The 26,926-nt window shown below is 67.5% G+C and carries 26 protein-coding genes; 3 read left to right on the top strand and 23 right to left on the bottom strand.

Annotation, left to right across the window (positions count from 1 at the left end; translation table 11 throughout):
* Positions 1-37 precede the first annotated feature (37 nt).
* From RCH22_RS05915 to RCH22_RS05865, 11 genes are all read right to left on the bottom strand, one after another.
* Positions 38-1,525 (bottom strand): GAF domain-containing protein, encoded by a 1,488-nt coding sequence (locus RCH22_RS05915; RefSeq protein WP_327013155.1) that lies wholly within the window; start codon positions 1,523-1,525, stop codon positions 38-40.
* A gap of 86 nt (positions 1,526-1,611) precedes the next feature.
* The gene (aroB, locus tag RCH22_RS05910) at positions 1,612-2,724 is read right to left on the bottom strand and encodes a 3-dehydroquinate synthase (protein WP_327013154.1); all 1,113 of its coding nucleotides are present in this window, start codon (positions 2,722-2,724) and stop codon (positions 1,612-1,614) included.
* Positions 2,717-3,277 carry a shikimate kinase gene (locus RCH22_RS05905; protein ID WP_327013153.1) on the bottom strand — a complete coding sequence of 187 codons (561 nt, stop codon included), beginning with the start codon at positions 3,275-3,277 and terminating at the stop codon, positions 2,717-2,719. Before RCH22_RS05905 ends, aroB begins: the two co-directional genes overlap by 8 nt.
* A gap of 13 nt (positions 3,278-3,290) precedes the next feature.
* A complete protein-coding gene (gene aroC, locus RCH22_RS05900) occupies positions 3,291-4,511 on the bottom strand; it encodes a chorismate synthase (RefSeq protein ID WP_327013152.1) in 1,221 nt (406 codons plus the stop codon).
* A 63-nt stretch (positions 4,512-4,574) separates the two neighbouring features.
* On the bottom strand, positions 4,575-5,945 hold the full coding sequence (mltG, locus tag RCH22_RS05895; protein ID WP_327013151.1) for an endolytic transglycosylase MltG: 1,371 nt from the start codon (positions 5,943-5,945) through the stop codon (positions 4,575-4,577).
* 2 nt (positions 5,946-5,947) lie between these two features.
* Positions 5,948-6,454 carry a Holliday junction resolvase RuvX gene (gene ruvX / locus RCH22_RS05890; protein ID WP_327013150.1) on the bottom strand — a complete coding sequence of 169 codons (507 nt, stop codon included), beginning with the start codon at positions 6,452-6,454 and terminating at the stop codon, positions 5,948-5,950.
* 3 nt (positions 6,455-6,457) lie between these two features.
* Positions 6,458-9,112 (bottom strand): alanine--tRNA ligase, encoded by a 2,655-nt coding sequence (gene alaS / locus RCH22_RS05885; protein ID WP_327013149.1) that lies wholly within the window; start codon positions 9,110-9,112, stop codon positions 6,458-6,460.
* Between the two features lie 59 nt (positions 9,113-9,171).
* Positions 9,172-9,405, bottom strand: coding sequence for a hypothetical protein (locus tag RCH22_RS05880; RefSeq protein WP_134449459.1), 234 nt, complete (start codon positions 9,403-9,405; stop codon positions 9,172-9,174).
* A 112-nt stretch (positions 9,406-9,517) separates the two neighbouring features.
* Positions 9,518-9,892 (bottom strand): DUF948 domain-containing protein, encoded by a 375-nt coding sequence (locus RCH22_RS05875; RefSeq protein ID WP_327013148.1) that lies wholly within the window; start codon positions 9,890-9,892, stop codon positions 9,518-9,520.
* Positions 9,893-10,032: 140 nt separating this feature from the next.
* Positions 10,033-10,662, bottom strand: coding sequence for a 30S ribosomal protein S4 (rpsD, locus tag RCH22_RS05870; RefSeq protein ID WP_134449457.1), 630 nt, complete (start codon positions 10,660-10,662; stop codon positions 10,033-10,035).
* Positions 10,663-10,918: 256 nt separating this feature from the next.
* Positions 10,919-12,277 (bottom strand): replication-associated recombination protein A, encoded by a 1,359-nt coding sequence (locus tag RCH22_RS05865; RefSeq protein WP_327013147.1) that lies wholly within the window; start codon positions 12,275-12,277, stop codon positions 10,919-10,921.
* Between the two features lie 89 nt (positions 12,278-12,366).
* On the opposite strand from RCH22_RS05865, the gene RCH22_RS05860 reads away from it, so the two are divergent.
* The 3 genes from RCH22_RS05860 (at position 12,367) to RCH22_RS05850 (ending at position 15,238) form a co-directional block, all read left to right on the top strand.
* Positions 12,367-13,200 carry a peptidylprolyl isomerase gene (locus tag RCH22_RS05860; RefSeq protein ID WP_327013146.1) on the top strand — a complete coding sequence of 278 codons (834 nt, stop codon included), beginning with the start codon at positions 12,367-12,369 and terminating at the stop codon, positions 13,198-13,200.
* Between the two features lie 85 nt (positions 13,201-13,285).
* Positions 13,286-14,518, top strand: coding sequence for a DUF349 domain-containing protein (locus RCH22_RS05855; RefSeq protein WP_327013145.1), 1,233 nt, complete (start codon positions 13,286-13,288; stop codon positions 14,516-14,518).
* A gap of 105 nt (positions 14,519-14,623) precedes the next feature.
* Entirely contained in the window at positions 14,624-15,238 is a 615-nt protein-coding gene (locus tag RCH22_RS05850; RefSeq protein WP_327013144.1) for a hypothetical protein, read from the top strand.
* On the opposite strand, the gene RCH22_RS05845 is transcribed toward RCH22_RS05850, so the two are convergent.
* The 12 genes from RCH22_RS05845 to RCH22_RS05790 all read right to left on the bottom strand — a co-directional run bounded on the left by RCH22_RS05845 (position 15,225) and on the right by RCH22_RS05790 (position 26,926).
* Complete coding sequence (locus RCH22_RS05845) at positions 15,225-17,495, bottom strand: bifunctional (p)ppGpp synthetase/guanosine-3',5'-bis(diphosphate) 3'-pyrophosphohydrolase (RefSeq protein WP_134449452.1); 2,271 nt, start codon at positions 17,493-17,495, stop codon at positions 15,225-15,227. The genes RCH22_RS05850 and RCH22_RS05845 overlap by 14 nt on opposite strands.
* Positions 17,496-17,624: 129 nt before the next feature.
* Positions 17,625-18,641 carry a protein translocase subunit SecF gene (gene secF / locus RCH22_RS05840; RefSeq protein WP_327013143.1) on the bottom strand — a complete coding sequence of 339 codons (1,017 nt, stop codon included), beginning with the start codon at positions 18,639-18,641 and terminating at the stop codon, positions 17,625-17,627.
* Positions 18,641-20,359, bottom strand: coding sequence for a protein translocase subunit SecD (gene secD / locus RCH22_RS05835; protein WP_327013142.1), 1,719 nt, complete (start codon positions 20,357-20,359; stop codon positions 18,641-18,643). Before secD ends, secF begins: the two co-directional genes overlap by 1 nt.
* A 63-nt stretch (positions 20,360-20,422) precedes the next feature.
* A complete protein-coding gene (yajC, locus tag RCH22_RS05830) occupies positions 20,423-20,869 on the bottom strand; it encodes a preprotein translocase subunit YajC (protein WP_327013141.1) in 447 nt (148 codons plus the stop codon).
* A 78-nt stretch (positions 20,870-20,947) separates the two neighbouring features.
* The gene (ruvB, locus tag RCH22_RS05825; protein ID WP_327015464.1) at positions 20,948-21,994 is read right to left on the bottom strand and encodes a Holliday junction branch migration DNA helicase RuvB; all 1,047 of its coding nucleotides are present in this window, start codon (positions 21,992-21,994) and stop codon (positions 20,948-20,950) included.
* Positions 21,995-22,014: 20 nt separating this feature from the next.
* Positions 22,015-22,644, bottom strand: a complete 630-nt coding sequence (gene ruvA, locus RCH22_RS05820; protein WP_327013140.1) for a Holliday junction branch migration protein RuvA — start codon at positions 22,642-22,644, stop codon at positions 22,015-22,017.
* Entirely contained in the window at positions 22,641-23,240 is a 600-nt protein-coding gene (ruvC, locus tag RCH22_RS05815; RefSeq protein WP_327015463.1) for a crossover junction endodeoxyribonuclease RuvC, read from the bottom strand. The genes ruvA and ruvC overlap by 4 nt, the downstream gene beginning before the upstream one ends.
* Positions 23,241-23,252: 12 nt before the next feature.
* Positions 23,253-24,017, bottom strand: coding sequence for a YebC/PmpR family DNA-binding transcriptional regulator (locus RCH22_RS05810; RefSeq protein ID WP_134449445.1), 765 nt, complete (start codon positions 24,015-24,017; stop codon positions 23,253-23,255).
* Between the two features lie 177 nt (positions 24,018-24,194).
* Positions 24,195-24,734, bottom strand: a complete 540-nt coding sequence (locus RCH22_RS05805) for a DUF1697 domain-containing protein (RefSeq protein WP_327013139.1) — start codon at positions 24,732-24,734, stop codon at positions 24,195-24,197.
* Between the two features lie 60 nt (positions 24,735-24,794).
* Complete coding sequence (gene pdxT / locus RCH22_RS05800) at positions 24,795-25,388, bottom strand: pyridoxal 5'-phosphate synthase glutaminase subunit PdxT (RefSeq protein ID WP_327013138.1); 594 nt, start codon at positions 25,386-25,388, stop codon at positions 24,795-24,797.
* Positions 25,389-25,397: 9 nt separating this feature from the next.
* Positions 25,398-26,300, bottom strand: coding sequence for a pyridoxal 5'-phosphate synthase lyase subunit PdxS (gene pdxS, locus RCH22_RS05795; RefSeq protein ID WP_327013137.1), 903 nt, complete (start codon positions 26,298-26,300; stop codon positions 25,398-25,400).
* Positions 26,301-26,371: 71 nt separating this feature from the next.
* Complete coding sequence (locus RCH22_RS05790; protein WP_327013136.1) at positions 26,372-26,926, bottom strand: HIT domain-containing protein; 555 nt, start codon at positions 26,924-26,926, stop codon at positions 26,372-26,374.

The raw sequence follows: 26,926 nt of genomic DNA, 5'->3' as shown, positions 1-26,926 counted from the left end.
CGGACCTGGCCCGAGCGTACGCGGAGGGACCGTTGCGTCAGGGTTGCGGGAGGTTGCGCCCGCCACCTGGGGCGCCGGTTTCGGCGAGGTCCGCCTCGATCTTCGCGAGGCGAGCGACGACGGATGCCCGTTTCGGCGACCGGGACGGCAGCAGCTCCAGGCACGCGCGCCAGACCTCCTCGTCCCAGGCCGCCTCGTCGCTTCGGGCGTACCCGAGGAGCAGGTCGGGGCTCGCGTCGCTCAGCAGCGCCTGCCGCAGCCGGGAAGTGATCTCCGAGCGGATCTCGACGATGCCGGGGGCGACGGAGGCAGGCAGCAGCGGCCCGCGGTAGGTGCCGAGCGCCACCCGGTGGGCGCCGCGTTCGAGCAGGGCGAGCACGCGCTGGGCGTCCAGCTCGACCGGCGAACCGAGACGGTACGGCCGGGAGGCGATCGAGATGGGCGGCGTCGTCCCGTCGAGGACCTTCCGCAAGCGCACCATCTCCGCGCGCAGGTTGTCGACGGAGTTCGACTGGTCGCTCAGCAGCTGGGACAGCCGGTCGGCGGTGAGGCCGTCCCGGTACCAGGCGAGCAGGGTCAGGATCTCGGCGTGTCGCGGGCTGAGCTCGTAGGACCCCAGGCCGTTCTCGAGGAACCCGGTGTCGCGCCCGAGCACAGACACCCGCGCATTCGTCGGGCGTCTCTTGGTCGTGGGCGGGGGCGCCTGCGTGAATCCTGCGACACGCACGATCGCGCGATCGCGCGGGCCTCCGTGCCCTGGTCCGTTGTCGTTTCGATCGCGCAGCCGCTGGATCCGCAGTTCGGCCTCCATCGCCCAGGCTGCGGCCTCGATGAGCGGAAGTGTCTGCGGACCAACTGCGTCGTCCCCGCCCGTGACGTCTATGACGCCCAGGATGACGCCGGAATCGGGGTCGTGGATGGGCACGGCCGTGCAGCTCCACGAGTGCGCCAGCCGGTTGAAGTGCTCAGCCCGCTGGATCTGGATTCCGTGGTCGAGCGCGAGCGCCGTCCCAGGGGCGCTCGTCCCGACCCGGCGTTCCGACCAGTCGGCTCCCTCGACGAACAGCATGCCCTCCGCCTGGCGCCGTACGGTGCGGTCGCCGTCGATCCAGAGCAGCCTGCCCGACTCGTCCCCGATGGCGACGATGAGACCGGACTCGAGCGAATGCCGGATCAAGAGGTTCTGGACGACAGGAAGCACCGCGGAGAGCGGATGCTGGTCGCGCAGCTCCCTGAGCGCGTCGGACGACAGTTCCGGCTCGGGTGCCGGGCGGGCGGGATCGATCTGCAGTGACAGTGACCGTTCCCAGGACTCCTGGACAAGCCTGCGGACGCCGCCGCGGGCATCCGCGTGCCTGGTCGAATCGGCGTGGGCGTCCGCACCGAAGGGCGGAAAGAGGCGGGCCGGCCCCGCACCTGTTCCGGCACCGAATGCCGAGCCGAATGCGGACTCGTGCGCCCTGGCCAGTTTCAGCACGACATCCCGAACGGGTTCGCCTGTCGACCCCACGGTCCACTGGTTCACTGCGTGTCCTCCGATCGACTCTGGTCGGCGACCGGGTCCCTGCCCGCTCAGGGCATCATTCTAGGACCCATTCCTCGACGACGTCGCTAGGAGCCGATTTCCTGGTACGCGGCGAAGAGCAGCGACGTGTCCGGGCCCTCGAGCACCGTCGGCTTGCCGATGTCGTCGAGAACGATGAAACGCAGCATGCCGCTGCGGGTCTTCTTGTCGCGTTGCATGGTGGCGAGCAGGGTGTTCCAGCGGCCGACCGGGTAGCTGGTCGGCAGGGTGAGTGATTCGAGAATGCTGCGGTGCCGGTCGGCCGCCTCGTCGGACAGCCGTCCGCTGAGCCGGGCGAGCTCCGCGGCGAACATCATGCCCACAGAGACGGCGGCGCCGTGCCGCCAGCCGTACCGTTCGGCGTGCTCGACGGCGTGGCCGAGGGTGTGCCCGTAGTTGAGGATCTCGCGCAGGCCGGATTCCTTGAAGTCGGCGCCGACGACGCGGGCCTTCATCTCGATCGCGAGTTCGAGCACGCGGCGGAACTGCGGCGTCTTCGGATCGGTCACGGCCGCGACATCCGCTTCGACGATGTCGAGGATCTCGGGCACCTGGATGAAGCCGGCCTTCACGATCTCGGCGAAGCCGGCGAGGATCTCGTTGCGGGGCAGGTCGTCGAGGGTGTCGAGGTCGCAGATCACGGCGGCGGGTGCGTAGAAGGTGCCGACGAGGTTCTTGCCTTCGGCGGTGTTGATGCCGTTCTTGCCGCCGACGGCCGCGTCGACCATGCCGAGCACGCTCGTCGGGAGCTGGACGAGGCGAACGCCGCGCAGCCACGTCGCTGCGACGAAACCGGCTAGGTCGGTCGCGGCTCCGCCGCCGAAGCCGATCACGGCGTCCGTCCGGCTGAAGTCGGCCTGGCCCATCACCTGCCAGCAGAACGCGGCGACCTCGACCCGCTTGGCGGCCTCGGCATCCGGGACCTCGGCGATGAGCACCTCGTAGTGCGCGAGCAGGCCCTCGCGGAGGGCGACGGCGCGCGCGCCGAGCGTGGAGGTGTGCACGATCAGCACCTTGCCGACCTTCGGGCCGAGCTGTTCGGCGACCTCGGAGAGCAGTCCCCTGCCGATGATGACCGGGTAGCTGTCGGTTCCGGACACCGTGATGACGGTCGTCCCGGCGGTCCCGGCGGTCTCGGTGGTGTTGTGAACGTCAGTCATGCGTGTTCTGCCCTCTCTGGGTCCAGGCCACGACATCGTCGGCGATGGAGTCCATCTGGCGATTCGAGGTGTCGATGTGGAGGCCGGCAAGCTCTTCGTAGAGCGGGCGGCGAAGTTCGTAGATGCGGATCCAGTCGGAGAGCCCGCCGGCAAGCAGCGGCCGTTTGCCCCCGTTGATCCGGCCGGCGACGGCCTGCTCCGACACACTCAGGTAGACGACCCGGCACCGGGCGAGGTCGGCGCGGGTACCCGGATCGAGCACCGCTCCCCCACCGAGGGACACGACGGCCCTGGTGGCGAGGGCCTGGCCGACGGCGATCCGTTCCAGCGCCCGGAAGTGTCCTTCGCCGTACCGGCTGAAGAGGTTCGCGATGGACCCGTGTCCGGAGACCACGAGCGCGTCGGTGTCCACGAATGGAACGCCGAGCACCCTCGCCACCCGCTTGCCGACCCTGGTCTTTCCAGCGGCCATCGGCCCGATCAGCACGAGCGGGAAGTCCGGGAGGTCACCGTCCCCTGCCGGTTCCGGCACGGCGGGCAGGTCCGCTGTCACAGTGCCGCCGGGGTCACAGCGAGGCGTCGCTCGACGCGCCCGTCTTGAGGTTGCCGGGGATATGCGCGAGGTAGGACTCCAGGTTCCGCCTGGTCTCGTCGATCGAGTCGCCGCCGAACTTCTCCAGCACCGAGTTGGCGAGAACGAGCGCGACCATAGCCTCGGCGACGACGCCTGCGGCAGGAACGGCACAGACATCCGACCGCTGGTGGTGGGCGGGGGCCGCCTCGCTCGTCGTGACGTCGACGGTGCGCAGTGCCCGGGGGATCGTCGCGATCGGCTTCATGCCTGCACGCACTCGCAGCACGGTTCCCGTGCTCATGCCGCCCTCCGTACCGCCTGCGCGGTCGCTGACCCGCTGGATGCGGCCGTCGGACTGCACGAGCTCATCGTGCGCGTGCGAACCGCGGCGGGTCGTGGTGAGGAAACCGTCCCCGACCTCGACGCCCTTGATCGCCTGGATGCCCATCAGGGCCGCTGCGAGCTGGGAGTCCAGTCGCCGGTCCCAGTGCACGAACGAACCGAGACCGGGCGGCAGGTTGTATGCCAGCACCTCGACGACACCGCCGAGGGTGTCGCCGTCCTTGTGGGCCTGGTCGACCTCGGCCACCATCAGCGCGCTGGTCTCCGCGTCGAAGCAGCGCAGCGGGTCGGCGTCGAGCGTCCCGACGTCGTCCGGGTGGGGCAGCGGGGCGTCTTCGGGCACGCGCACGGGCCCGATCGACAGGGTATGGCTGACCAGGCGGATGCCGAGCTCGGCGAGGAACGACCGTGCGACGGCACCGAGGGCCACCCGTGCGGCGGTCTCGCGAGCACTGGCCCGCTCGAGGACGGGCCTGGCTTCGTCGAAGCCGTACTTCTGCATGCCGACGAGGTCCGCGTGGCCCGGCCTGGGCCGGGTGAGCGGGGCGCCGCGGCCGCGGGTGCTCTGGGCCTCGCCCGGCGCTGTCTCGACGGGATCAGCGCTCATGACCTGTGACCACTTGGGCCACTCGGTGTTGCCGATCCGCAGCGCGACCGGCCCGCCGAGGGTGAATCCGTGCCGGACCCCGCCGGAAATGGTGAGATCGTCCTGCTCGAACGTCATCCGGGCGCCCCGGCCGTAGCCGAGTTTGCGGCGCGCGAGATCGAGGCGGATCGAATCGAGTGTGACCGGGATCCCTGCGGGCAAACCCTCGACAATGGCGATGAGTTCGGGGCCGTGGGACTCTCCTGCGGTGAGCCAACGAAGCATGCCCACTATCCTTCCACAGGCTTTCCGTCGTTCTCGCGCTCGGGAAGCGGAGGTGTCGTGCGCTCAACCATATTCGGGGTGGTCCTTCATCCAGGCCTGCCATTGGGCGACACCGGCTTCGTGTTCGGCTGCGGTCGTCGAAAAGATGGTCTCGCCGGTATCGAGGTTCCAGGTCACGAAGTACAACCAGGTTCCGTCGGCGGGGTGCAGGGCTGCGTTGATCGCGAGGTCTCCCGGGTTCGAGATCGGGCCGACCGGGAGTCCGGGGTGGACATAGGTGTTGTATGCGTTGCCCGCGTCGGCGCGTTCGGCATCCGTCGTCGTGACGACGTTCGTGTGGCCGGTTCCGTATGCCACCGTCGCGTCGGACTGCAGCAGCCCGCTCTCCCACTGGGCCCTGTCGAGCCGGTTGAGGAACACCCGGCCGACCTTGGGGTAGTCGGCGGCGAGGCCGGCCTCCCGCTGGATGAGTGCGGCGAGTACGATGGTCTTCCACCGGTCGGCGGCCGCGACCCCTGCGGAGTCGAGGGCCTGGAACTGGCGGTCGACGAGGGTCTTGAGCGCGTCCTTCGCGGTGATGCCCGGAGCGAAGGTATACGTCGCGGGGAACAGGAAGCCCTCGAGGGTAGTGGCCTCTGCGGGAAGGCCGAAGGCCGCGACATCGGTGGACGCCGCCTGGAGGTCGGCGAGCGGGAGGTTCGTCCCCTCGCTGATCAGTTGGAGGATGTCAGCCTCCGCCGTTCCTTCCGGGATCACGACGGTCTGTTCGAGCTTGCTGGCGGGGTCCTGCAGCACGGTGAGCGCTGCGCTCGCGCTCATCTTCGTCATGAGCTGGTACGCGCCCGGCTGGAAGACCGGAGCGGGGGTGACCTTCAGCAGGAGCTTGTAGAAGGCGTCGTAGCTCTTGACGACGTCCTGGGCCACCAGCGTGTTCGCCACGTCGGATCCGGTCTCACCGTCGTGGATCATGACCACGACCTTCGTCTCGCCAGACCCGGAGTAGTCGGCGGGACCGGCGAGGGTCGCCTGGAGCTGGGAGATCGGGCCCTGCAGGGCGAAGACGGCGCCCGCCACGAGCGCCACCAGCACGACGAGGGCGATCAGGCAGCCCCAGCCGCCCTTGCGACGCCGTTTGGCCGGTCGCGGTGGCTCGGAGCCGAGTTGGGAGCGGCGGCTCGATCGTGACGTCGACGGAACCTGGGCGGTCGTGCGGAGCGACCGGCGGGTCGGGAAGTCACCGCGGTCGGCGGAGGCCCCTGCGTGGTCCGGCTCGCCGGACGCCGTCGTCCCGGCGTGCGGAGTCAGCAGTGATGCCCAGGGATTGACCGGGGTTTCCTCGCCGGGAGCGGGACTCGGAGGAGTACCGTGCGCGTGGGGCGCCGGTGAGCTCTGGCCTGCCGGGTCGTCCCGGGGGTCGAGCGGTGGGTGGGACACGATCAGGACCCTTCGATCGGGGCGGCTGGCGACGGTGGCGTGGCGGGGACGGCCGGCGCAACGGCCGAACCTGGCGGATGTCCGAGACCGCGTTCGGTGTCGAGAGCGTGCTGGAGGATGATGGTGGCCGCAACCTGGTCGATGACCGGGCGCTGCGTCTTCGCCTTCCGGCCTGCCGTGCGGAGGACTCCCTGGGCGGCGACGGTCGAGAGCCGTTCGTCGACGAGGCGCACGGGAACGGGAACGGCCAGGGCGAGCACCTCCGCAAAGCCGACGGCGTCCTGTGTCGACGCGGTGTGTTTTCCGGACAGGGCGAGCGGGAGGCCGACGATGACCTCCATCGCGCCGAGGTCCTGGACGACAGCGATGATGCGGGCGACATCGGTGACGCCGTTCCCGTCCCTGGGAACGGTTTCGACGGGGGTCGCGAGCATGCCGTGCGGGTCACTCATCGCGAGACCGATCCTGGCCGTGCCGACATCGACTCCGACCCGCACGCCATGCCGCATTCTTCAGCCCGCGATCGTGGTGCGGACGGCGACGAGGGCGCTCGCAATCTTGTCGACGTCGGTTCCGCCGCCCTGGGCGAGGTCGTCCTTGCCGCCGCCGCCGCCGCCGAGGATGCCGGCGACGAGCTTCGCGAGCGCTCCGGCGCGCTGGCCCGTCTCCCGCGCCGCAGCGTTGGTGGCCACGATGATGACAGGCTTGTCGTCGACGACGGCCGCAAGCGCGACCACTGCGGGGTCGGAGCCGAGCTGCGCCCGGGTCGCCGTGACCAGCATTCGCACCTCATCGGGAGAGTGCAGGGTGCCGAGGTTCTCGGCGACAAGGCGTACTGCCCCTGCGCGCTGGGCGGTCGCGACGAGCGCCGGGACGCGTTCGGTCAGCGCTTTCGCCTCGAAGGCCGCGATCTTCTTCTCCGCGGCCTTGAGGCTCGTGAGCAGTTCGCCGATGCGTTCGGGCAGTTGTTCCTTGGGAGTCTTGAGGTTCGCGGTCAGCTGGGAGACGATCGCCCGCTCCGCTGCGAGGTCCCGGAAGGCCTCGAGGCCCACGAGGGACTCGACGCGGCGGTTCGTGGACCCGACCGAAGCCTCACTGACGAGGTTGATCATGCCGATCTCAGCGCTCGAACCAACGTGGGTCCCTGCGCAGAGTTCCCTTGACCAGGGTCCGCCGATGTCGACCACGCGAACCCGGTCGCCGTACTTCTCGCTGAAGAGCGCCATGGCCCCGAGTGCCTTCGCCTCCGCGAGGGGAAGCTCACGGGTGACGACGGGCAGGTTGTCGCGGATCGCGTTGTTGGAGATCTCCTCGATCTCGCTGCGGGTCGCGGCAGAGAGCGCCTGGTTCCAGGAGAAGTCGAGACGGAAGAATCCGGCCTTGTTGTACGAGCCGGACTGGTGCGCGTTCGGGCCGAGGACCTGGCGCAGTGCCGCGTGCAGCACATGGGTTCCGGAGTGCGCCTGGCGGGCGCCGCGTCGCCAGTCGGGATCGACGACGCTCGTTGCGGGGTCCCCGACGCCGACCTCACCGCTTGTGACGTGCACCTTGTGGCTGATCAGGCCCTTGACGGGCTTCTGAACGTCGAGGACCTCGAGCTCGTAACCGCGGCCGACGATGAGGCCGGCGTCGGCCTCCTGGCCGCCGGACTCGGCGTAGAGCGCGGTCTCGGCGAGGATCACTTCTGCGATTTCGCCCGCGACCGCCTTCGTGACGGATGCGCCGTCCACGATGATCCCGAGCACGCTGGACTCGGTCTGCAGTTCCTCGTATCCGGTGAACACTGTCTCGCCTGACGCGCGGAAGGCGCTGTAGACGGAGAGGTCGGCGAGGTGGGTCTTCTTGGCCTTCGCGTCCGCCTTCGCCATCGAGCGCTGCTTGGCCATCAGGGCGTCGAATGCCGACCGGTTGACGCTCAGCCCGGCTTCTTCCGCCATCTCGAGCGTGATCTCGATCGGGAACCCGTAGGTGTCGTGCAGCAGGAATGCGGTGTCCCCAGGCAGTTCGGTCTTCTTCGCCTTGACCGTCTTCGCGACCGCGACGTCGAGGACCGTGCTGCCGCTCGCGAGGGTGCGGAGGAAGGTCTCCTCCTCGGCGTACGCGCCCTGGCTGATCCTGGCGTAGTCGCCGTGGACCTCGGGGTACGCGCTCATCATGGCATCCCGCGCGGCGGGGAACAATTCGGGGAAGGTCGCGACGTCCACGCCGAGCAGGCGCATGGCGCGTACCGTGCGGCGCATGAGCCGCCGGAGGATGTAGCCGCGACCCTCGTTGGACGGCGTGACGCCGTCGCTCATCAGCATGAGCGAGGACCGCACGTGGTCTGCGACGATGCGCATGCGTACGTCGTCGTCGTGCACGGCGCCGTAGCGGCGCCCGGAGAGCGCGGCAGCGCGATCGAGGACCGGGCGGACCTGGTCGATCTCGTACATGTTCTCGACGCCCTGCTTGAGGAAGGCGACACGTTCGAGACCCATGCCGGTGTCGATGTTCTTCTTCGGGAGGTCGCCGAGGATGACGAAGTCGTTCTTGCCGGTCCCCTCGCCCCTGAGGTACTGCATGAAGACGAGGTTCCAGATTTCGACGTACCGGTCGTCGTCCGTCGCCGGGCCGCCGTCGGCACCGTACGCGGGGCCGCGGTCGAAGAAGATCTCGGAGCAGGGGCCCGCGGGACCCGGCTGGCCGGTAGACCAGTAGTTGCTGTCCATACCGAGGCGCTGGATGCGGTCCTCCGACAGACCGAGGGCGCGCCAGTAGCGGAACGCCTCATCGTCATCCTGATAGACGGTGACCCAGAGGTCCCTCTCCTGGAATCCGTAGCCGCCGTCCGCCTCCGACTTCGTCAGGAGCTCCCAGGCGTAGCCGATGGCCTGTTCCTTGAAATAATCCCCGAAGGAGAAGTTGCCGTTCATCTGGAAGAACGTACCGTGGCGGGGGGTCTTACCCACTTCTTCGATGTCGTTGGTCCTGATGCATTTCTGCACACTCGTTGCACGGGGATACGGCGCGGGGACCAGGCCGGTCAGATAGGGCACAAAGGGCACCATCCCGGCGACGGTGAACAGGAGGGTGGGGTCGTCGCTGACGAGTGACGCCGACGGTACGACGGTGTGTCCGCGGTCGGCAAAGAAGTCGAGCCAGCGCCCGCGAATTTCAGCAGTCTGCATGGGTTCCGTAGTTCGTTGAAAAATGAATAGGCGAAAAAGTAGCGAGGGCCGAGCGTTGCTCAGGGGCGGGTCGTTCCGCCGAGCGCGTCCGTTCCGGCGTCGGCGACGTCGCCGAGCGCGTCGCGCAGCTCGGCCTCGCGCTTGCGGTAGCCATCGGAGATGGCCTCGCCGAACTCGCGGGCCTTGGTGTCGAGGTCACTGAAGAACAGCTTGCCCTGACGCGTGTTGTTGGCTTCATGCGCGATCAAGAATCCGATGCCGACCCCGATGACCAACCAGATGAAATTCTTCATGACAAATGCTCCCTGAACGGTGTGGAGACCCTGATAAGAAATGCGCGATGGCCGCGCGTATGGTGCGGCCGGCGTATCCCGGACTCGACCAGCCTCTTTCCAGCGTAGCCGACTACCCGCGCCGACGGCCTGCGCGCGTCGGCGATGCCGCGCGGAAACCCGCCCTGACGGCGGCGGAGAAGCCTGCGAGTTTGATGAGCGGTCCGCCGACGGTCGCGGCGAACAGCGCGACGAGTGCCGAGACATTGCCCGTCACGTCCGCGACGTTTCCGGTGATCGTGTCGACCCTGGCCAGCTGTTTGTTTGTTTCCTGCAGGGTCGTGGTGGTTTCGGAGAGGAGCGGCGCGACGTTCTGGCTCAGCTCATGGATGGCCACGGTCGTCTCGTCGAACACCCGGCCGAGCTTCAGCAGCGGGACGGCGAGGAGCCCGACGAGAACGGCAAACACGACGGCGGCAGCGAGGCCCGCGATATCTCCACCTGACACTGGTGACTCCATCCATTCCGAGAGGGGCATGCCTTGGCACCCGGCGTACTGCACCGGTTAACGCACGAAGCGGACCACCCCTTGGGGGTGATCCGCTCTCCAGCGTAGTTCAGATGCCGCCAGACGACGGGCAGCGGAACCTAGCGGGCTGCGTAGTACTCGACGACGAGCTGGACTTCACACGTCACGGGGATTTCGATGCGCTTCGGGCGACGCACGAGGCGGGCCTGCAGCTTGTCGATCTCGACCTCGAGGTACGGCGGCAGCTTCGGGAGCACGTCGACGTGTCCGCCGGCAGCGGCGACCTGGAACGGCTCCATGCCCTCGCTGCGAGCCTTGACGTGGATGAGCTGGCCCGGCTTCACGCGGAAGGAGGGGCGGTCGACGAGCTGGCCGTCGACGAGGATGTGACGGTGCACGACCATCTGGCGGGCCTGCGCTGTCGTGCGGGCGATTGCCGCGCGAACGAGGAGTGCGTCGAGGCGGGTCTCGAGGATCTCGACCAGGTTTTCACCGGTCAGGCCCTGGGCGCGACGGGCTTCTTCGAATGCGATCTTGAGCTGGGCCTCGCGGATGCCGTACTGAGCCCTTAAGCGCTGCTTTTCGCGGAGACGCACGGCATAGTCGGAATCGGTCTTGCGCTTGGTGCGACCGTGCTCGCCCGGAGCGTACGGACGCTTCTCGAGGTAGCGAGCGGCCTTCGGGGTCAGGGCGATGCCCAGGGCCCGCGACAGGCGGGTCTTACTGCGGGTACGTGACTTGGTAGACACGGTGTCCTTTCAATGGAACGAGCAACAGAAAAGGTGGAATCCAGGGCGCCCGCACGTGAGCAGGCGTCATGGGAGATCAGAGGGGTGTGCCACGGGGCGCCCGGCTACAGGGCTTCCTCTCCAACCTGGAATCGGACGCAGCCGCATGCCGATGCCAGTTGTAGGCCTCAAAAGAATACCACACCGGACCCCGACGGCCGTGCCTGTGCGGGACTGGGTGCAGGACTGCATTCGGGCCTGTCGCGCGCGCCCGCCGTTATTCTCCGCGGATGATCCGACGCAGCTTGCCGAGGCGTGCCGAGACTTCGCGTTCGTTGCCGTGTTCGGTGGGTTCGTAGTAGCGGACCGCCTTGAGCTCGTCCGGCGGATACTGCTGCCGCACGACGCCGACGGTGTCGTCGTGCGGGTAACGATAGCCCTTGCCGTGCCCGAGTCGTTTGGCGCCGGCATAGTGTGCATCGCGCAGGTGCTTCGGCACCCGGCCGGCCTTGCCGGCGCGGACGTCAGCGATCGCCGCGTCGAGCGCCATGTACGCGGCGTTGGACTTGGGTGCGGTCGCGAGGTGCACGACGGCCTGGGCGAGCGGGATCCGCCCTTCCGGCATCCCGATCAGCTGCACGGCGTCGGCGGCGGCGACCGCGATTACGAGGGACTGGGGGTCCGCCATGCCGATGTCTTCCGACGCGAGGACGATGATGCGGCGCGCGATGAACCTCGGGTCTTCCCCCGCCTCGATCATCCTCGCGAGGTAGTGCAGGGACGCATCGACGTCCGATCCGCGTACCGACTTGATGAAGGCGCTGATCACGTCGTAGTGCTCGTCGCCGTTGCGGTCGTAGCGCAGCAGCGCCCTGTCGACGGCGAGGGCGACCGTGTCGCTCGTGATGACGGGGCGGGCGTCGGGCTCGCCTCTGGCATCGGCATCGGCATCCGCACCCGACGCGGCAGAGACGGATGCCGCCTCGAGCGCCGTGAGCGCACGGCGGGCGTCGCCGGAGGCAAGCCTGATGATCGTGGCGCGGGCCTCCGGTTCGAGCACGAAACGATCGGCGAGGCCTCGCGCATCCGTCACGGCCCTGTCGATGACGACCCCGAGGTCCTCGTCGCTGAGCGTTTCGAGGGTGAGCAGGAGGGACCGGGACAGCAAGGGCGCGATCACGGAGAAAGAGGGATTCTCGGTCGTCGCGGCGACGAGGATGATGACCCCGTTTTCGACCCCGGGCAGCAACGCATCCTGCTGGGCCTTGCTGAACCGGTGGATCTCGTCGAGGAAGAGCACGGTCGACAGTCCGTACAGGTCGCGGCTCGTGCGCGCCTCCTCCATCACCTGCCGGACGTCGCGCACGCCGGCGGACACGGCGGAGAGTTCAACGAAACGACGGCCGGAACTGTGCGCGATCGCCTGGGCGAGGGTCGTCTTCCCTGTGCCGGGCGGACCCCAGAGAATCACCGAAACCGCGCCGCGCTCCCCCGACTTGTCACTGGCCAGGCTGACCAGGGGCGAGCCGGGAGTGAGAAGGTGCCGCTGGCCGGCGACTTCAGCGAGGGTCGTCGGGCGCATCCGTACCGCGAGGGGTGTTGCGCCGCTGCGCAGTCCGGGTTGTCCATCGACCATGCCTCAAGCGTAGTTCGCACCGCTGACACCGGCGTTCGAGCTGCGGTGCTCGCGTTGTAGAGTTCAAGCTGGTTGCGGAACGAGTCCGCGTGAACTCCTGGAGGACAGCCGTGGGTGCGAACAAGAAGCAGGATCGCGACGAGCGCGAGGCCCGCATCCGGGTTCGCGCATACCAGGCACGCCGGGCTGTTCACGAACACCAGCAGTCCCGTCGCCGCAGGGACAACGTCGTCGCAGGCATCGCCGTCCTCGTCGTCGCCGTGCTCGCCGTCGTCGCCCAGGTCTACTTCTTCAACGGCGGTCCCGGCACCACGGCGCCGAGCTCCTCCGCAACGGCAGCACCCACGGCCACACCGACGGCGACCCCGACCGCTGCGGCCGGCGCGAACACCGGAACCGTCCCTCCGAGCACGCTCGCCGAGGGCCGCACCTGGACGGGAGCCCTCGGCCTCAACGGCATCAACCTCGGGATCGAACTCGACGGCGCCGCGGCCCCGCAGGCGGTCTCGTCCACGATCAGCCTCGTCCAGTCCGACTTCTACTCCGACCTGACCTGCCACCGCCTGACGACCTCGGGGATCTACGTGCTCCAGTGCGGCGACCCGGCAGGCGACGGCTCAGGCGGCCCCGGTTACAGCTATGGGCCCGTCGAGAACGCGCCGGCCGACAACGTCTACCCGGCGGGATCGATCGCTATGGCACGCCAAAGCGCAAATGGGTACAGCCAGGGCAGCCAGTTCTTCATCCTCTATGAAGACTCGACCATCCCGGCGGATGCCGCAGGCGGCTACACGGTGATCGGCCATGTCACGAGCGGACTCGACCAGGTGAAGGCGCAGATCACGGACGCCGGAGTCGCCGACGGTTCGACGGACGGCGCCCCCAAGGTCACCACGTTAATCAGCGCCTTCAGCGTCCAGTAGTTCCAGCAGTCCGGGCCTTGCAATAGGCTTGACCGGGTATTGGCCCAGTGTGGGCACACACACATCGACATCTAAGGTGAGACTCTTGACTACGACAGATCAGCAACCATGGGGTCGCGTAGACGAATCCGGCACGGTTTTCGTGCGCGAAGCGTCGGGCGAACGCGCGGTTGGCCAGTATCCTGACGCGACGCCGGAGGAGGCCCTGGCCTACTTCGAGCGCAAGTACGTCGAACTCAACGGACAGGTCACCCTTCTCGAACAGCGCGCCAAGGGCGGCGCACCGGCTGCGGACATCGCAAAATCGGTCTCGCACCTCGCGAAGACCGTTGCGACGGCCAACGCCGTCGGCAACCTCGCGGCCCTCGTGGAGCGTCTCGGCGCCCTCGGCGGCGCCGTCAGCGAACTCACGGAGCAGCAGGGTGCCGAATCGAAGGCCGCCGCAGTGGCCGCCGTCGCCGAACGCGCCGCGATCGTCGAGGAGGCCGAGGCGCTCGCAGCGGAAGACCCGGCCAAGACGCAGTGGAAGCAGACGAGCGCAGCCCTCGACTCACTGTTCGCCAAGTGGCAGGCGCACCAGCACGATGCTCCTCGCATCCCCAAGGGTGAGGCCAACGAGCTCTGGAAGCGTTTCCGCGCTGCACGCACGACCATCGAGCAGAACCGTAAGGCGTTCTTCGCCGAGCTCGACACGGCGCACAAGGACGTCCGCAACCGCAAGCAACAGCTCATCGAGCAGGCGGAGGCGCTCGCGCCGAAGGGCGCAGACGGGATCCCCGCCTATCGCACGTTGCTCGACGAGTGGAAGCTCGCCGGCCGCAGCGGCAAGAAGCAGGACGACGCCATGTGGGCGAAGTTCAAGGCCGCCGGAGACGTGCTGTACTCCGTCAAGTCTGAGATCGACGCCCAGGACGACGAGGAATTCGCCGGGAACCTCGTCGAGAAGCTCGCGCTCCTCACCGAAGCCGAGTCACTCCTCACCGAAACCGACCGCACCAAGGCCCGCACCGCGCTCAGCTCCGTGCAGCGCCGCTGGGACGCGATCGGCAAGGTTCCCCGCGACTCCGTCAAGGTCGTCGAAGATCGCATGCGCAAGGTCGAAACGGCCGTCCGCAAGCTCGATGACGATCACTGGGTGCGGAACAACCCCGAGACCAAGGCGCGTACGGAGGGCCTCGCCGGCCAGCTGCACGACGCGATCGCCAAGCTCGAGGCCGAACTCGCGGCCGCAGAGGCAGGAACCGACGCCCGCGCGATCACGGACGCCCGCGAAGCGCTCGAGGCCCGTAAGGCGTGGCTGAAGGCCATCGGCCAGTAAGCGGCGACCCGCGGAGTCCGTCCACAAGCGACGGGGCTCCGGTATCTGTCCACAGATGCCGGAGCCCCGTCGCTTTCGTGTACTTCCGGGGCGCACCCTGTCCAAGTGCCCATCCGACTCCCCGACGTCCTTTCCCCGGGCGATCTCCCCCTCGCAGAGCTCTCGAGCCTGTGCCTGGACGGAGAGCTGTTCCGCGTCGGCGATTTCTGGAGCCCGGTGGACCTCGCGGAAGACCGGGACCAACGGGCGCGGTCCCTTGCCCTCCTGGTACCCGTCAAGGCGATCGCGGAACGGCTGACCGCCGCGTGGGTCTATGGTCTCGCTCCCGAGCCGGAGCGCCACCAGTTCTGCGTGCCCATCACGGCGCGGGCGTACTTCCCACCGTCACCGCGTTTCGGCGTCCGCGAGGTCGTCTGCGACCTCGAGGACACGATCCGCGTCGGCGCCCGCACCGCGCACAGGGACGGCATCCAGCCGGGCGGCCTGCTCGTCACCCGGCCGCTGCGCACCGCACTCGACCTCGCGCGCTGGCCGCCCCCAAAGTCTCCCGCCCCGGCGGCGCTGATCGCGACACTGCTCCGCCTGGCCGGCCACCCGGACACCTCGGCGGCGCGGCGTGCCTGCGCCATCGACCGCCTCCCGTACACCCACAGGGCGCTCGTCCAGCTCGACGCCGCGGAAACGGCCATGCAGGCGCTCGGGAAGCCTACCCGTCGTTGACGCGGTAGACGTCGTAGACGGCGTCGATGCGACGCACGGCGTTGAGTACCCGGTCCAGGTGAGTCGTGTCGCCCATCTCGAAGACGAAACGGCTGATCGCCAGCCGATCGCTCGAGGTGTGCACGGTCGCGGAAAGGATGTTGACGTGATGTTCGGAGAGCACCCTGGTCACGTCCGACAGGAGTCCTGAGCGGTCGAGGGCCTCGATCTGGATCTGGACCAGGAACAGGCTCTTCGATGTGGGGGCCCAATCGACCTCGATCATCCGCTCCGGTTCCTTGAGCAGCGACTGCACATTGCGACAGGATGCCTGGTGCACGGAGACTCCGGCGCCGCGCGTGATGAAGCCGACTACCTTGTCTCCCGGAACCGGGGTACAGCAACGGGCGAGTTTGACCAGGATGTCCGGGGCGCCGCGGACGAGGATCCCGGAGTCGCTGTTGCGCAGCGTCTGGGTGCGTCCGTTCGGCGCGAACGGCAGATCGGTCGCATCGCTCTCCTCGACGCTCTGCAGGGTCGCGACGACTTTCTCGAGCACCGACTGCGTGCTGATATGCCCCTCGCCGACCGCGGCGTAGAGCGCGGAGACGTCCTCGTACTTCATCACCGCTGCGACCTCGGCGAAGGAGTCCTGGTTCATCAGCTTCTGCAGGGGAAGGTTCTGCTTGCGCATCGCGCGGGCGATGGCGTCCCTGCCCTGTTCGATGGCCTCGTCGCGGCGTTCCTTGGTGAACCACTGCCGGATCTTGTTGCGGGCCCTCGGGCTCTTGACGAAGTTGAGCCAGTCCTTGCTCGGCCCGGAGTCCGGGTTCTTCGAGGTGAAGACCTCGACGACGTCGCCGGTGACCAATGGGCTCTCGAGGGGCACCAGCCGCCCGTTGACCTTGGCACCCATGGTGCGGTGGCCGACCTCCGTGTGCACGGCGTATGCGAAGTCGACGGGGGTCGCTCCCGTCGGCAGACCGATCACCCGGCCCTTCGGGGTGAAGACGTAAACCTCTTTGGCGCCGATTTCGTAGCGCAGCGAGTCCAGGAACTCGCCGGGGTCCGCGGTCTCGGCCTGCCAGTCGGAGATGTGCGCGAGCCAGGCCATGTCCGTGTCGCTCTGCGGGCCGGGCCCCGAGCTCTTGCCCGTAGTCTGCTCCTTGTACTTCCAGTGCGACGCGACGCCGAACTCGGCACGCTGGTGCATCTCCTGGGTGCGGATCTGGATCTCGACGGCACGACCACTCGGGCCGAGCACCGTCGTGTGCAGGGACTGGTAGAGGTTGAACTTGGGTGTGGCGATGTAGTCCTTGAACCGGCCGGGCAGCGGCGTCCAGCGGGCATGGATCGCTCCGAGAACGGCGTAGCAGTCCCGAACCGAGTTCACGAGGACACGGATGCCGACGAGGTCGTAGATCTCGTCGAATTCGCGTCCCCGTACGACCATCTTCTGGTAGATCGAGTAATACTGCTTGGGGCGTCCGGCGACCTTGCCGCGGATGCGCGCGGCCTTAAGGTCTTCGACGATCGCGTCGATCACGTGCTGCACGAATTCCTCGCGCTGCGGGGTGCGCTGCTTGACGAGGCTTTCGATCTCGGCGTAGAGCTTCGGATACAGGACCGCGAAGGACAGGTCTTCGAGCTCCCACTTGATGGTCTGGATCCCGAGGCGGTGCGCGAGTGGGGCGTAGATCTCGAGCGTCTCCGTCGCCTTGCGCACCGCGGACTCTGCGGGAACGAAACCCCAGGTGCGCGCGTTGTGCAGCCGGTCTGCGAGCTTGATGATCAGTACCCGGATATCCTTGGACATCGCGACGATCATCTTGCGCACGGTCTCGGCCTGGGTGCTGTCGCCGTACTTGACCTTGTCGAGCTTCGTCACGCCGTCGACGAGCATCGCGATCTCGTCGCCGAAGTCGGCGCGCAACTGGTCGAGGGTGTACTCGGTGTCTTCAACGGTGTCGTGCAGCAGGGCTGCTGCGACGGTCTTCGGACCGATGCCGAGGTCTGCGAGAATCTGGGCGACCGCGACCGGATGGGTGATGTACGGTTCTCCGCTGCGGCGCACCTGCCCCTCGTGGGCGCGTTCCGCTGCGGTATACGCGCGCTCGATGATCGACAGGTCGACCTTCGGGTGGTGCATCCGCACGGTCCGGAGCAGGGTGTCCACGGCGCCGACCGGCTGGGCGCGGGAGAAGATCCGCGGAACGAGACGCCGGAGGGAAGCGGCGGGCAGCGGCGCGTTCGGTGGCGGTGTCGTCGTTTCCGTCATCTCACACCTCGTTCGCGAGCGCCCGGCCAGTCCCGGGCATCCAGCAATTATCGCGCCTTTTCCGACCGCTCCGTGCCGCTCCCCTCGAATTGGCCGGGGAGCGGCGGGATTGGCGGGGATCCGGTGCGGCTAGACGGTGACGCGCACGTCCGTCTTCGGCGCGGAGGACGCCTTGGCGCGCAGGGCCAGCGCCTTCTTGTCACGCTTGCGCACTCCGGGTTCCATCGTGCGGAGCTGGGCGTACAGCGGAGATGCGATGAAGATGGTCGAGTACGCGCCGGCGATGATGCCGATCAGGAGCGCGAGCGAGATGTCGCGCAGCGTCCCTGCCCCGAGCACGAACGCGCCGATGAAGAGGATCGAGCCGACCGGAAGGATCGCGACGACGGAGGTGTTGATGGAACGCACGAGCGTCTGGTTCACCGCGAGGTTGACAGAGTCTGCGAAGGTCCTGCGTGATTCCGGTCCGTCTTCGCGGGTGTTCTCACGGATCTTGTCGAACACCACGACGGTGTCGTAGAGCGAGTATCCGAGAATCGTCAGGAACCCGATCACCGCGGCCGGGGTGATCTCGAACCCGGTGATCCCGTAGAACCCGGCCGTGATGATGAGGTCGTGCAGCAGCGCGACCATCGCGGCGAGGGACATCTTCCAGGTCCTGAAGTACAGGGCCATGCCGATCGCGGCGAGGACGAGGAAGATCCCGAGGCCTCTGAGTGCCTGACCGGTGATGTCCGCACCCCACGACGGGCCGATGAACGACGCCGTGACCTGCTCGGCGGGCACGCCGTATGCGTCGGCGAGTGCTGTGCGCATCTGCCGGGTCGCGTCGCTCGACAGCTGGTCCGTCTGAATGCGGATGCCGGTGGTGCTGACATTCGACACCTTCGGAACCGCGGAGGGCTCGATGCTCGTCACGGCCTTGACCGCGAGCGACTGGTTCTGGGTCGCGACGTCGCTCACGACGAATTCGGAGCCGCCGGTGAATTCGATACCGAAGACGAAGCCGCCTCGAAGCTGGGGCACCACGAGCGCGATCAGTATGGCGATACCGGCCAGGGAATACCAGAGTTTACGACGCCCGATGATGTTGAAGGAGCGCTTGCCGGTGTGCAGGTCGTTGCCGAACTGGGAAAAGCTTGCCATTAGGAATCCTTCCCGTCGGTCGACCGGTCCGAGGAGGACCCGACGAGTTCTGATGCTTTCCGCTCGGCGATGGTCTGGCGCTTCGCTGCCTCACGGCTCGCGGACGACAACTTGGCGGAGGCGACCTCGTCTGAGGGTCGGAACTTCGCCCTCCCCCGGTAGGTGGCTCCGAGAGCCCTCGGGTCCAGACCGCTGAACCGGTGGCCCTCGTTGAAGAAGCGCGTCTGGGCGAGCAGCTGCAGGACCGGGTGGGTGAAGAGCGCCACGACGGCGACGTCGACGATCGTCGTGAGTCCTAGCGTCAGGGCGAAGCCCTTCACGTTTCCGACGGCGACGATGAAGAGCACGCCCGCGGCGAGGAAGTTGACCGCGTCGGAGGCGAGGACCGTGCGGATGGCGCGCTTCCAGCCCGCTTCCACGGCCGATTCCAGCCCGCGGCCGTCGCGCAACTCGTCGCGCACTCGTTCGAAGTACACGATGAACGAGTCCGCCGTGATCCCGATGGCGACGATCAACCCTGCGACTCCGGCGAGGGAGAGCCGGTACCCCTCACGCCAGGACAGGATCGTGATCAGCAGGTAGGTGATGACAGCGGCGACAACGAGCGACGCAATCGTGACGAAACCGAGCAGTCGGTACTGCAGGAGCGAGTACAGCACGACCAGGATGAGACCGATCAGGCCGGCGATGAGGCCGCTCACGAGCTGGGTCGAACCGAGGGTCGCCGAGATCGTGTCCTGGCTCTGCACGGTGAAGCTCAGCGGCAAGGCTCCGAACTTCAGCTGGTCCGCGAGCACCTTCGACGATGCCTGCTCGAAACTGCCGCTGATCTGGGCGTTGCCGTCCGTGATCACGGCGAGGGTGCGTGGTGCGGAGATGACCTTGCCGTCGAGCACGATCGCGAACTGGTTCTGAACGCCGGTGAGGCCGCTCAGCCGGGTGCTGACCGTCGCGAAGTCCTTAGTGCCCTGATCGTCGAACTTGATGTTGACGACCCACTCGCCCGTGGTGGCACCGGACTGGGTCGTCTTCTGGCCGTTGGTGGCGTCTGAGACGTTCTCGCCGCTGACCTCCACCGGCCCGAGGACGTACTTGACCGAACCGTCTGTCTCACAGGTCACGAGCGGCTGGTCGGCCGGTGCGACGTTGGAGGTGTCAATGGTCGAGCAGTCGAAGGCGTCGTACTGCGCCTTGAGCGCCGGTGTCACCCAGCTGAGATCGCTGCCGTTCGTCGGTACGGCCGTCGGCGTGCTCGACAGGCTCGGGTCGACCGTGGCTACCGGAGTCGGTGTTGCGGTACCGTCGGCGCCGACAGCTGCCGTCGACGGGGCGGCGGCGACCAGGACCGGGCGGAACTCGAGCTTCGCGGACGATTCGATCCGGTTGATGGTTGCGTCGTCCGGGATTCCCGGGATCGACACGACGATGTTCTGGCCGCTCGTGTTGATCTCCGCCTCGGAGACACCGGAGGAGTCGATGCGCTGCCGGATGATCGACACAGCCTGGTTCAGCTGCTCCGGGGAGACGGACTGACCGGACTCGAGCTTCGGCGCGAGGATGATCTGCGTGCCACCCTCGAGGTCCAGGGCCAGCTTGGGCGCCCAGGACCCTCCGGCGGTGAGGACACCGAAGAGGTTGACTGCGACCAGGCCGATGACGATCACCCCCAGCCACGTCAGGGAACGCCAGGCCTTCTTGGCCGGAGTCGACTTTGCCACCTTGGAACTCAGCTTTCTATACGCGTGCGGGCGCCACAAGGACGCGAGCCGGGCGAGGGTTGGTTACGCGTCGCCCTTGGTGGGGTCGCTCTTGGTCGGATCGGTTGAGGGGGCCTCGTCGGCGATGCGCTCACCGAACTCTGGTTCGCCCAGGACGATCGCGTCGTCTTCGTTGAGCCGGGCCGTGCGGGCGTCGTTGGTCGACGACTCGAGTTCGGCATCGGCTTCGTCGGCGGACTCGTCGGTGACGGCGGGCTCGACGACGCGGGAGATCGCCTGGCGGTGCATCTGGACGACGGTTCCGGGAGCAATCTCGAGCTCGACCTTGTTTGCTTCCTCGTCGATCGACAGAATGGTTCCGTACATACCGAAGTTAGTCATGACGTTCGCTCCCGCGACCATCTGCGACTGCAGCGACGCCTGTTCCTTCTGGCGCTTGCGGCCGTTGCGGAACATAAAGAACACCAGCAGCGCCAGTACGGCGAGCATGACGAGAGTCAACGGATCCATAGTGCAGCAATGCCTTTCAGTTGCGGCGCGGTGGCCGAAGCGTGTGCGTACATGCGGCTCGGAGCGAACCACATCGAATTATAGGTCATCAAGCGGAAGGGCGGGTTGGCGGCCGACGTCGTTCGGATCGGCGAGCCCGAAGTGCCGCCAGGCGGCTGCCGTGGCCATGCGGCCACGCGGGGTGCGCGTGAGGAAGCCTATCCGTACCAGGAACGGCTCCACGACCGACTCGACGGTCTCGGATTCTTCCCCCACCGAGACGGCGAGGGTGTTCAGTCCGACCGGCCCACCCCCAAAACGGGTAAGGATGATGTTCATGACCTCTCGGTCGAGCCTGTCGAGGCCGATCGGGTCGACGTCGTAGAGTTCGAGAGCCGCGTGGACGGCCGCGAGGTCGGCGGCACCGCCATGGACGAGGGCGTAGTCGCGCACCCTGCGCAAGAGCCGGTTCGCGATACGCGGCGTTCCCCTACAGCGACCGGCGATCTCCGCGATGGCCTCCCTGTCGATGTCGAGGTCGAGCATGGTCGCCGCGCGGGCGAGGACCTGTTCCAGCTCCTGGCTGGCATAGAACTCGAGGTGTGCCGTGAACCCGAACCGGTCGCGGAGCGGGTTCGGGAGCATCCCGGACCGTGTCGTCGCTCCGACGAGGGTGAACGGAGCGAGGTCGAGCGGCACGGACGTGGCGCCTGCGCCCTTGCCCACCATGATGTCGATGCGGAAGTCCTCCATCGCGAGGTAGAGCATCTCCTCTGCGGACCTGGCCATCCGGTGGATCTCGTCGATGAAGAGCACTTCGCCTGGCACGAGGGAGGACAGCACCGCCGCCAGGTCACCGGCGTGCTGAATGGCCGGACCGCTCGACATGCGCAGCGGGCGGCTGCCCTCGTAGGCGATGATCATGGCGAGCGTTGTCTTGCCGAGGCCGGGAGGGCCGGCGAGCAGGATGTGGTCTGGCGTGCGATTCTGCATCGTTGCGGCGGTGAGCATGAGCTGCAACTGGCCGCGCACCTTCTGCTGGCCGACGAATTCCGCGAGGCTCCGCGGCCGGAGCGCGCCCTCGAATGCCAGCTCGGCCTCACCCTCGAGCAGCGGGCTCGTGAGCTCGACCCCGGGGTCCGGCATCGCCGCGAACTGTTCCGATGTCACTGCCGGTCCTCCGAAGCCTGGTGCGCCGGTCCGAGCCGGGCGAGGACGAGCCTCAGCAGGGCGGCGACACCGATCAGGTCGGGTTCGGCGGCCTCGGCGAGGGTCTCCCTGACGGCTTCCTCCGCCACGCGCTCGGACCAGCCGAGGCCGATCAGGGCGGCCTGGACGCTTGCTGCGGGACTCGCCACGGCAGGACGCCTGGTGCGGGGCGCCCCGTCGACGGCCGAAACCACGACCTTGCCGGCGAGGGACAGGATGATGAGCTTCGCGGTCTTCGGCCCGATACCGCTGACCTTGCGGAAGACGGCGTCGTCTTCAGCTGCGACGGCCTGGGCCACCTGGTTCGGGGTGAGCACGGCGAGTACGCCGAGCGCGGACTTCGGGCCGACCCCTGTGACGCCCACGAGCAGCTCGAAGACGGACAGCTCGTCAGCGGTCGCGAAGCCGTAGAGGGTGAGCGAGTCCTCCCGGACCAGCAGGGTTGTCAGCAGGCGCGCCTCGCTGCCGTGCCGGAGGCCGAGGGCGGTCGTGGGCGTGACCTGCACGGCGAGCCCGACTCCCCCGACCTCGAGCACCGCCGTCGAGCCAACGGTGGAGAGGACGAGTCCACGTACGGAAGAGATCATCGCTCAAGCCTACGGGGCACCGCCGACGCCGCCGCGTGGCGCTCCGCGGCGCGCCACGCCGCCTGTGCCGGCGTGAGTGCGCCGCCCGGGAGTCCGTCTGTCGTCGGCAGGGTGCCTCCTGATGCCCCGGTTCGCCAGGCGTGGCAGATCGCCAAGGCGAGCGCGTCCGCGGCATCCGCCGGTTTCGGGACCTCGCTGAGGCCGAGCACGCGGGCGACCATGGCGCCGACCTGGGCCTTGTCCGCCGAGCCGTAGCCGGTGATCGCCGCCTTGACCTCACTCGGGGTATGCAGGGTGACCGTGAGGCCGCGCTGGGCGGCGAGCAGGAGGGCGACCCCGCTGATCTGGGCGGTGCCCATCACCGTGCGCACGTTGTGCTGGGCGAAGACGCGCTCGATCGCGACAAAGGCCGGCTTGTGCCGGTCCATCATCTCCTCGAGTCCGCGGCTCAGCACCAGCAGGCGCTGCTCGAGTGGCAGGTCGGGTGAGCTGCGCAACACGGTGACGTCGACGAGGGTCGCCGTGCGGTTCGGCGCGACGTCGACGACACCGACGCCGCAACGGGTGAGCCCGGGGTCGATTCCGAGCACCCGCACGGCCACCGTTGACTACTCGTTCTCGGCTTCGAGCTCAGCGGAGACTGCGGCAGACACGGCGTAGTTGCTGTAGATGTTCTGCACGTCGTCGAGTTCCTCGAGTGCGTCGATGAGCTTGAATACCTTGCGGGCGGTCTCGGCGTCGACGTCGATTGTGAGCTGCGGGACGAAGGCGATGTCGGCCGAGTTGTAGTCGATTCCGGCGGCCTGAAGTGCCGTACGGGTTGCCACGAGGTCCTGGACCTCGCTGAAGACCTCAAAGGTCTCCCCTTCGTCCACGACTTCCTCGGCTCCTGCGTCGAGGACCGCGCCGAGCACGTCGTCTTCGGTGACGCCGTTCGCCTTGGAAACAACGACGATGCCCTTGCGGTGGAAGTTGTATGCAACACTGCCAGGGTCGGCCATGTTGCCGCCGTTGCGGCTGACCGTCGTGCGGACTTCTGCCGCCGCGCGGTTCTTGTTGTCGGTGAGGCACTCGATCATGATGGCGACACCGTTGGCGGCGTAGCCCTCATACATGATCGTTGTATAGTCGACGACGACGCCGGCGAGGCCGGCTCCGCGCTTGACGGCACGGTCGATGTTCTCGTTGGGGACCGAGGTCTTCTTGGCCTTCTGGATCGCATCGACGAGAGTCGGATTACCCGACAGGTCGGCGCCGCCCATACGAGCGGCGACCTCGATGTTCTTGATCAGCTTGGCGAAGGCCTTGGCCCTCCGTGAGTCGGTGACCGCCTTCTGGTGCTTGGTTGTCGCCCACTTGGAATGTCCGGACATGAATCTCCCGTTGTCGTGCTTGGCTGTCTGATTGTGGTGCCGGCCGTCTGCCGCCAGTGGCAGAAAAGCGAAATCGTCGCACCAATGCGGTGCTCGCCAGTCTAACCCGAGGCGCCCGATCCGGGCCGCCGGAGCCGTCAGGCACGCGGGGCGGACGCCCCGACGGTCCTTGGAAGGTCAGAGCGTGACGATCTTCTGCAGGGTGTTCAGGTTGCGGGTCGTGGTCGTGGCGCGGTATTTGACCTTTGCGCTCTTCTTACTGAAGGCACTCTTGATCCCGACGGCACGACGGACCTCCCAGTAGAGAACGCCGTGGCCCAGTTCGATTCGTTCGTCCGCCTGGTCGAGTTCCCTGGCATGACCGGCCAGCTCCGCGAGATGGGAGGGGTCGGAGCCGAACATGACGTAGGAGTGCCAGCCCTCCCGCTCCGGATCGAAGGGGTAGGAAAGCACCTCGCGCGCGAGTTCGGCCTCGTCGACGAGCACGATCCAGGCTTCATAATCGAAACGCTCCGAGAGCGCCGCCTCGATCCGGCTCTTGATCGCGTCCGGGGTGGCCTGGGCCGCCTCGTCGACACTGAAGACGACGTTGCCGCTCGCGGCGACCGTCTTGACGTCGGTGTGGCCGAGGCCCTGGAAGGTCTCCACGAGATCGGTCATTCCGACGGTTATGCCGTTGACATTGATTCCCCTGAGCAGGGCTGCGTAGCGCATCATCGTTGACTCATGTCAAAACCCTAACCCCGCAGCCACCGGGACGGGAATCCCCGACGAGACTCAGCCGAGGAATCGGGCGGCCGCGACCGTTCCGAGGAAGTACGCGTGGAAGCGGTGCTCCCCCGTGATCTCCGGGTGGAACGAGGTGCCGAGCAGGTGCCCCTGTTCGACCGCAACGCAGCGGCCGTCGGCGAGCCGCGCGAGGGCCGTTGCCTTCGGACCGACGGTGTCGACGACCGGGGCGCGGATGAACACCGCGTGCACCGGCGCATCGCCGAGCACCGGTACCTCCAGATCGGTCTCGAAGGACTGCGTCTGGGAGCCGAAGGCATTGCGCCGGACGCTGATGTCGAGGCCGCCGATGCTCTCCTGGCCGCGAATGCCGTCGACGACGGTGTCCGCGAGCATGATCAGTCCCGCGCAGGTCCCGTAGACCGGGAGGCCGGCCCTGACGGCGGCGCGCAAGGGATCGGCGAGGCCGAAGGCCCGCGCGAGCTTGTCCATCACGCTGGATTCGCCGCCCGGAATCACGAGCCCATCGACGCGGGCGAGTTCTTCTGGTCGGCGCACCAGGACGACGTCCGCTCCGAGGGTGTGCAACACCTGCGCATGCTCGCGGAAGTCGCCCTGGAGGGCGAGTACTCCTACCGTCACCTGTTCGAGCTACCAGCCGCGCTCGGAGAGGCGGTGCGGTGCCGCGAGGTCGGACACGTTGATGCCGACCATGGCTTCGCCGAGGCCGCGAGAAACTTCGGCGACGATCTTGGCATCATCGAAGAAGGTGACGGCCTTGACGATCGCGTTGGCGCGCTGCTCCGGGTTGCCGGACTTGAAGATTCCGGAGCCGACGAAGACGCCGTCCGCGCCGAGTTGCATCATCATCGCGGCGTCTGCAGGGGTGGCCACGCCGCCCGCGGTGAAGAGCACGACGGGGAGCTTGCCGGTCGCGGCGATTTCGACGACGAGCTCGTACGGGGCCTGCAGGTCCTTGGCCGCCACGTAGAGCTCGTCCTTGCTGAGTCCGGCGAGGCGCTTGATCTCGGCGTTGATGGTGCGGATGTGCTTGGTCGCCTCCGAGACGTCGCCGGTGCCGGCCTCGCCCTTCGACCGGATCATCGCTGCACCCTCGTTGATGCGGCGGAGCGCCTCACCGAGGTTGGTCGCGCCGCACACGAACGGCACGTCGAACTTCCATTTGTCGATGTGGTTCACATAGTCGGCCGGGCTGAGGACCTCCGACTCGTCGATGTAGTCGACGCCGAGCGCCTGCAGGACCTGCGCCTCGACGAAGTGACCGATGCGGGCCTTCGCCATCACGGGAATGGAGACCTCGGCGATGATGCTGTCGATCAGGTCCGGGTCACTCATCCGCGCGACGCCGCCCTGGGAGCGGATGTCCGCGGGAACGCGCTCGAGCGCCATGACGGCGACGGCTCCGGCATCTTCGGCAATGCGGGCCTGGGCTGCAGTGACGACGTCCATGATGACGCCGCCCTTCATCATGTCGGCGAGCCCGCGCTTGACGCGGCTCGAACCAAACTGCTCGATGGATGTTGTTTCAGTCATAACGTGAATTCTATTCCTTGCGAGTTGGTGAAATCCCACAGCGGAGGGCTGCGCGGACTGGGAGTATGGCGCTAATTTTCGTCGCGCGGCCAGCCGTCCGCGACCATCCGGCGGACGTCGCCGAGCAGCTGAGGAATGGCCTTGGTCTTCGCGATGATCGGGAAGAAGTTCGAGTCTGTAGCCCAGCGCGGGACGATGTGCTGGTGTAGGTGTTCGGCGATGCCCGCTCCGGCGACCCTGCCCTGATTCATCCCGATGTTGAAGCCGTCGCAGTTGGAGGTCACGGCGAGCACGCGCATCGCCACCTGGGTCAGGCTGCCGATCTCGGCGACTTCCTCGGGCGTTGCTTCGTCATAGGTCGCAATGTGGCGGTAGGGGCAGACGAGCAGGTGGCCGCTGTTGTACGGGAACAGGTTGAGCAACACGTAGGCGTGGACGCCGCGGGCGACGATGAGCGCCTTCTCGTCGGTCATCGCCGGGGCGAGGCAGAACGGACAGGCGTCGGCGTGCGGCTGCGTGCCGTCCTGGATGTAGACCATCCGGTGCGGTGTCCACAACCGTTGGAAGGCATCCGGTACGGCCGCGAAGTCGCTGGACGATTCGATCGTCTCGTCTCCGGCTTCCAT

Origin of the sequence: Cryobacterium sp. GrIS_2_6, from assembly GCF_035984545.1 — a bacterium.
Taxonomy (GTDB): domain Bacteria; phylum Actinomycetota; class Actinomycetes; order Actinomycetales; family Microbacteriaceae; genus Cryobacterium.
The sequence above is the reverse complement of the archived record's forward strand: the minus strand, read 5'-3'. Positions and strand labels throughout refer to the sequence as shown.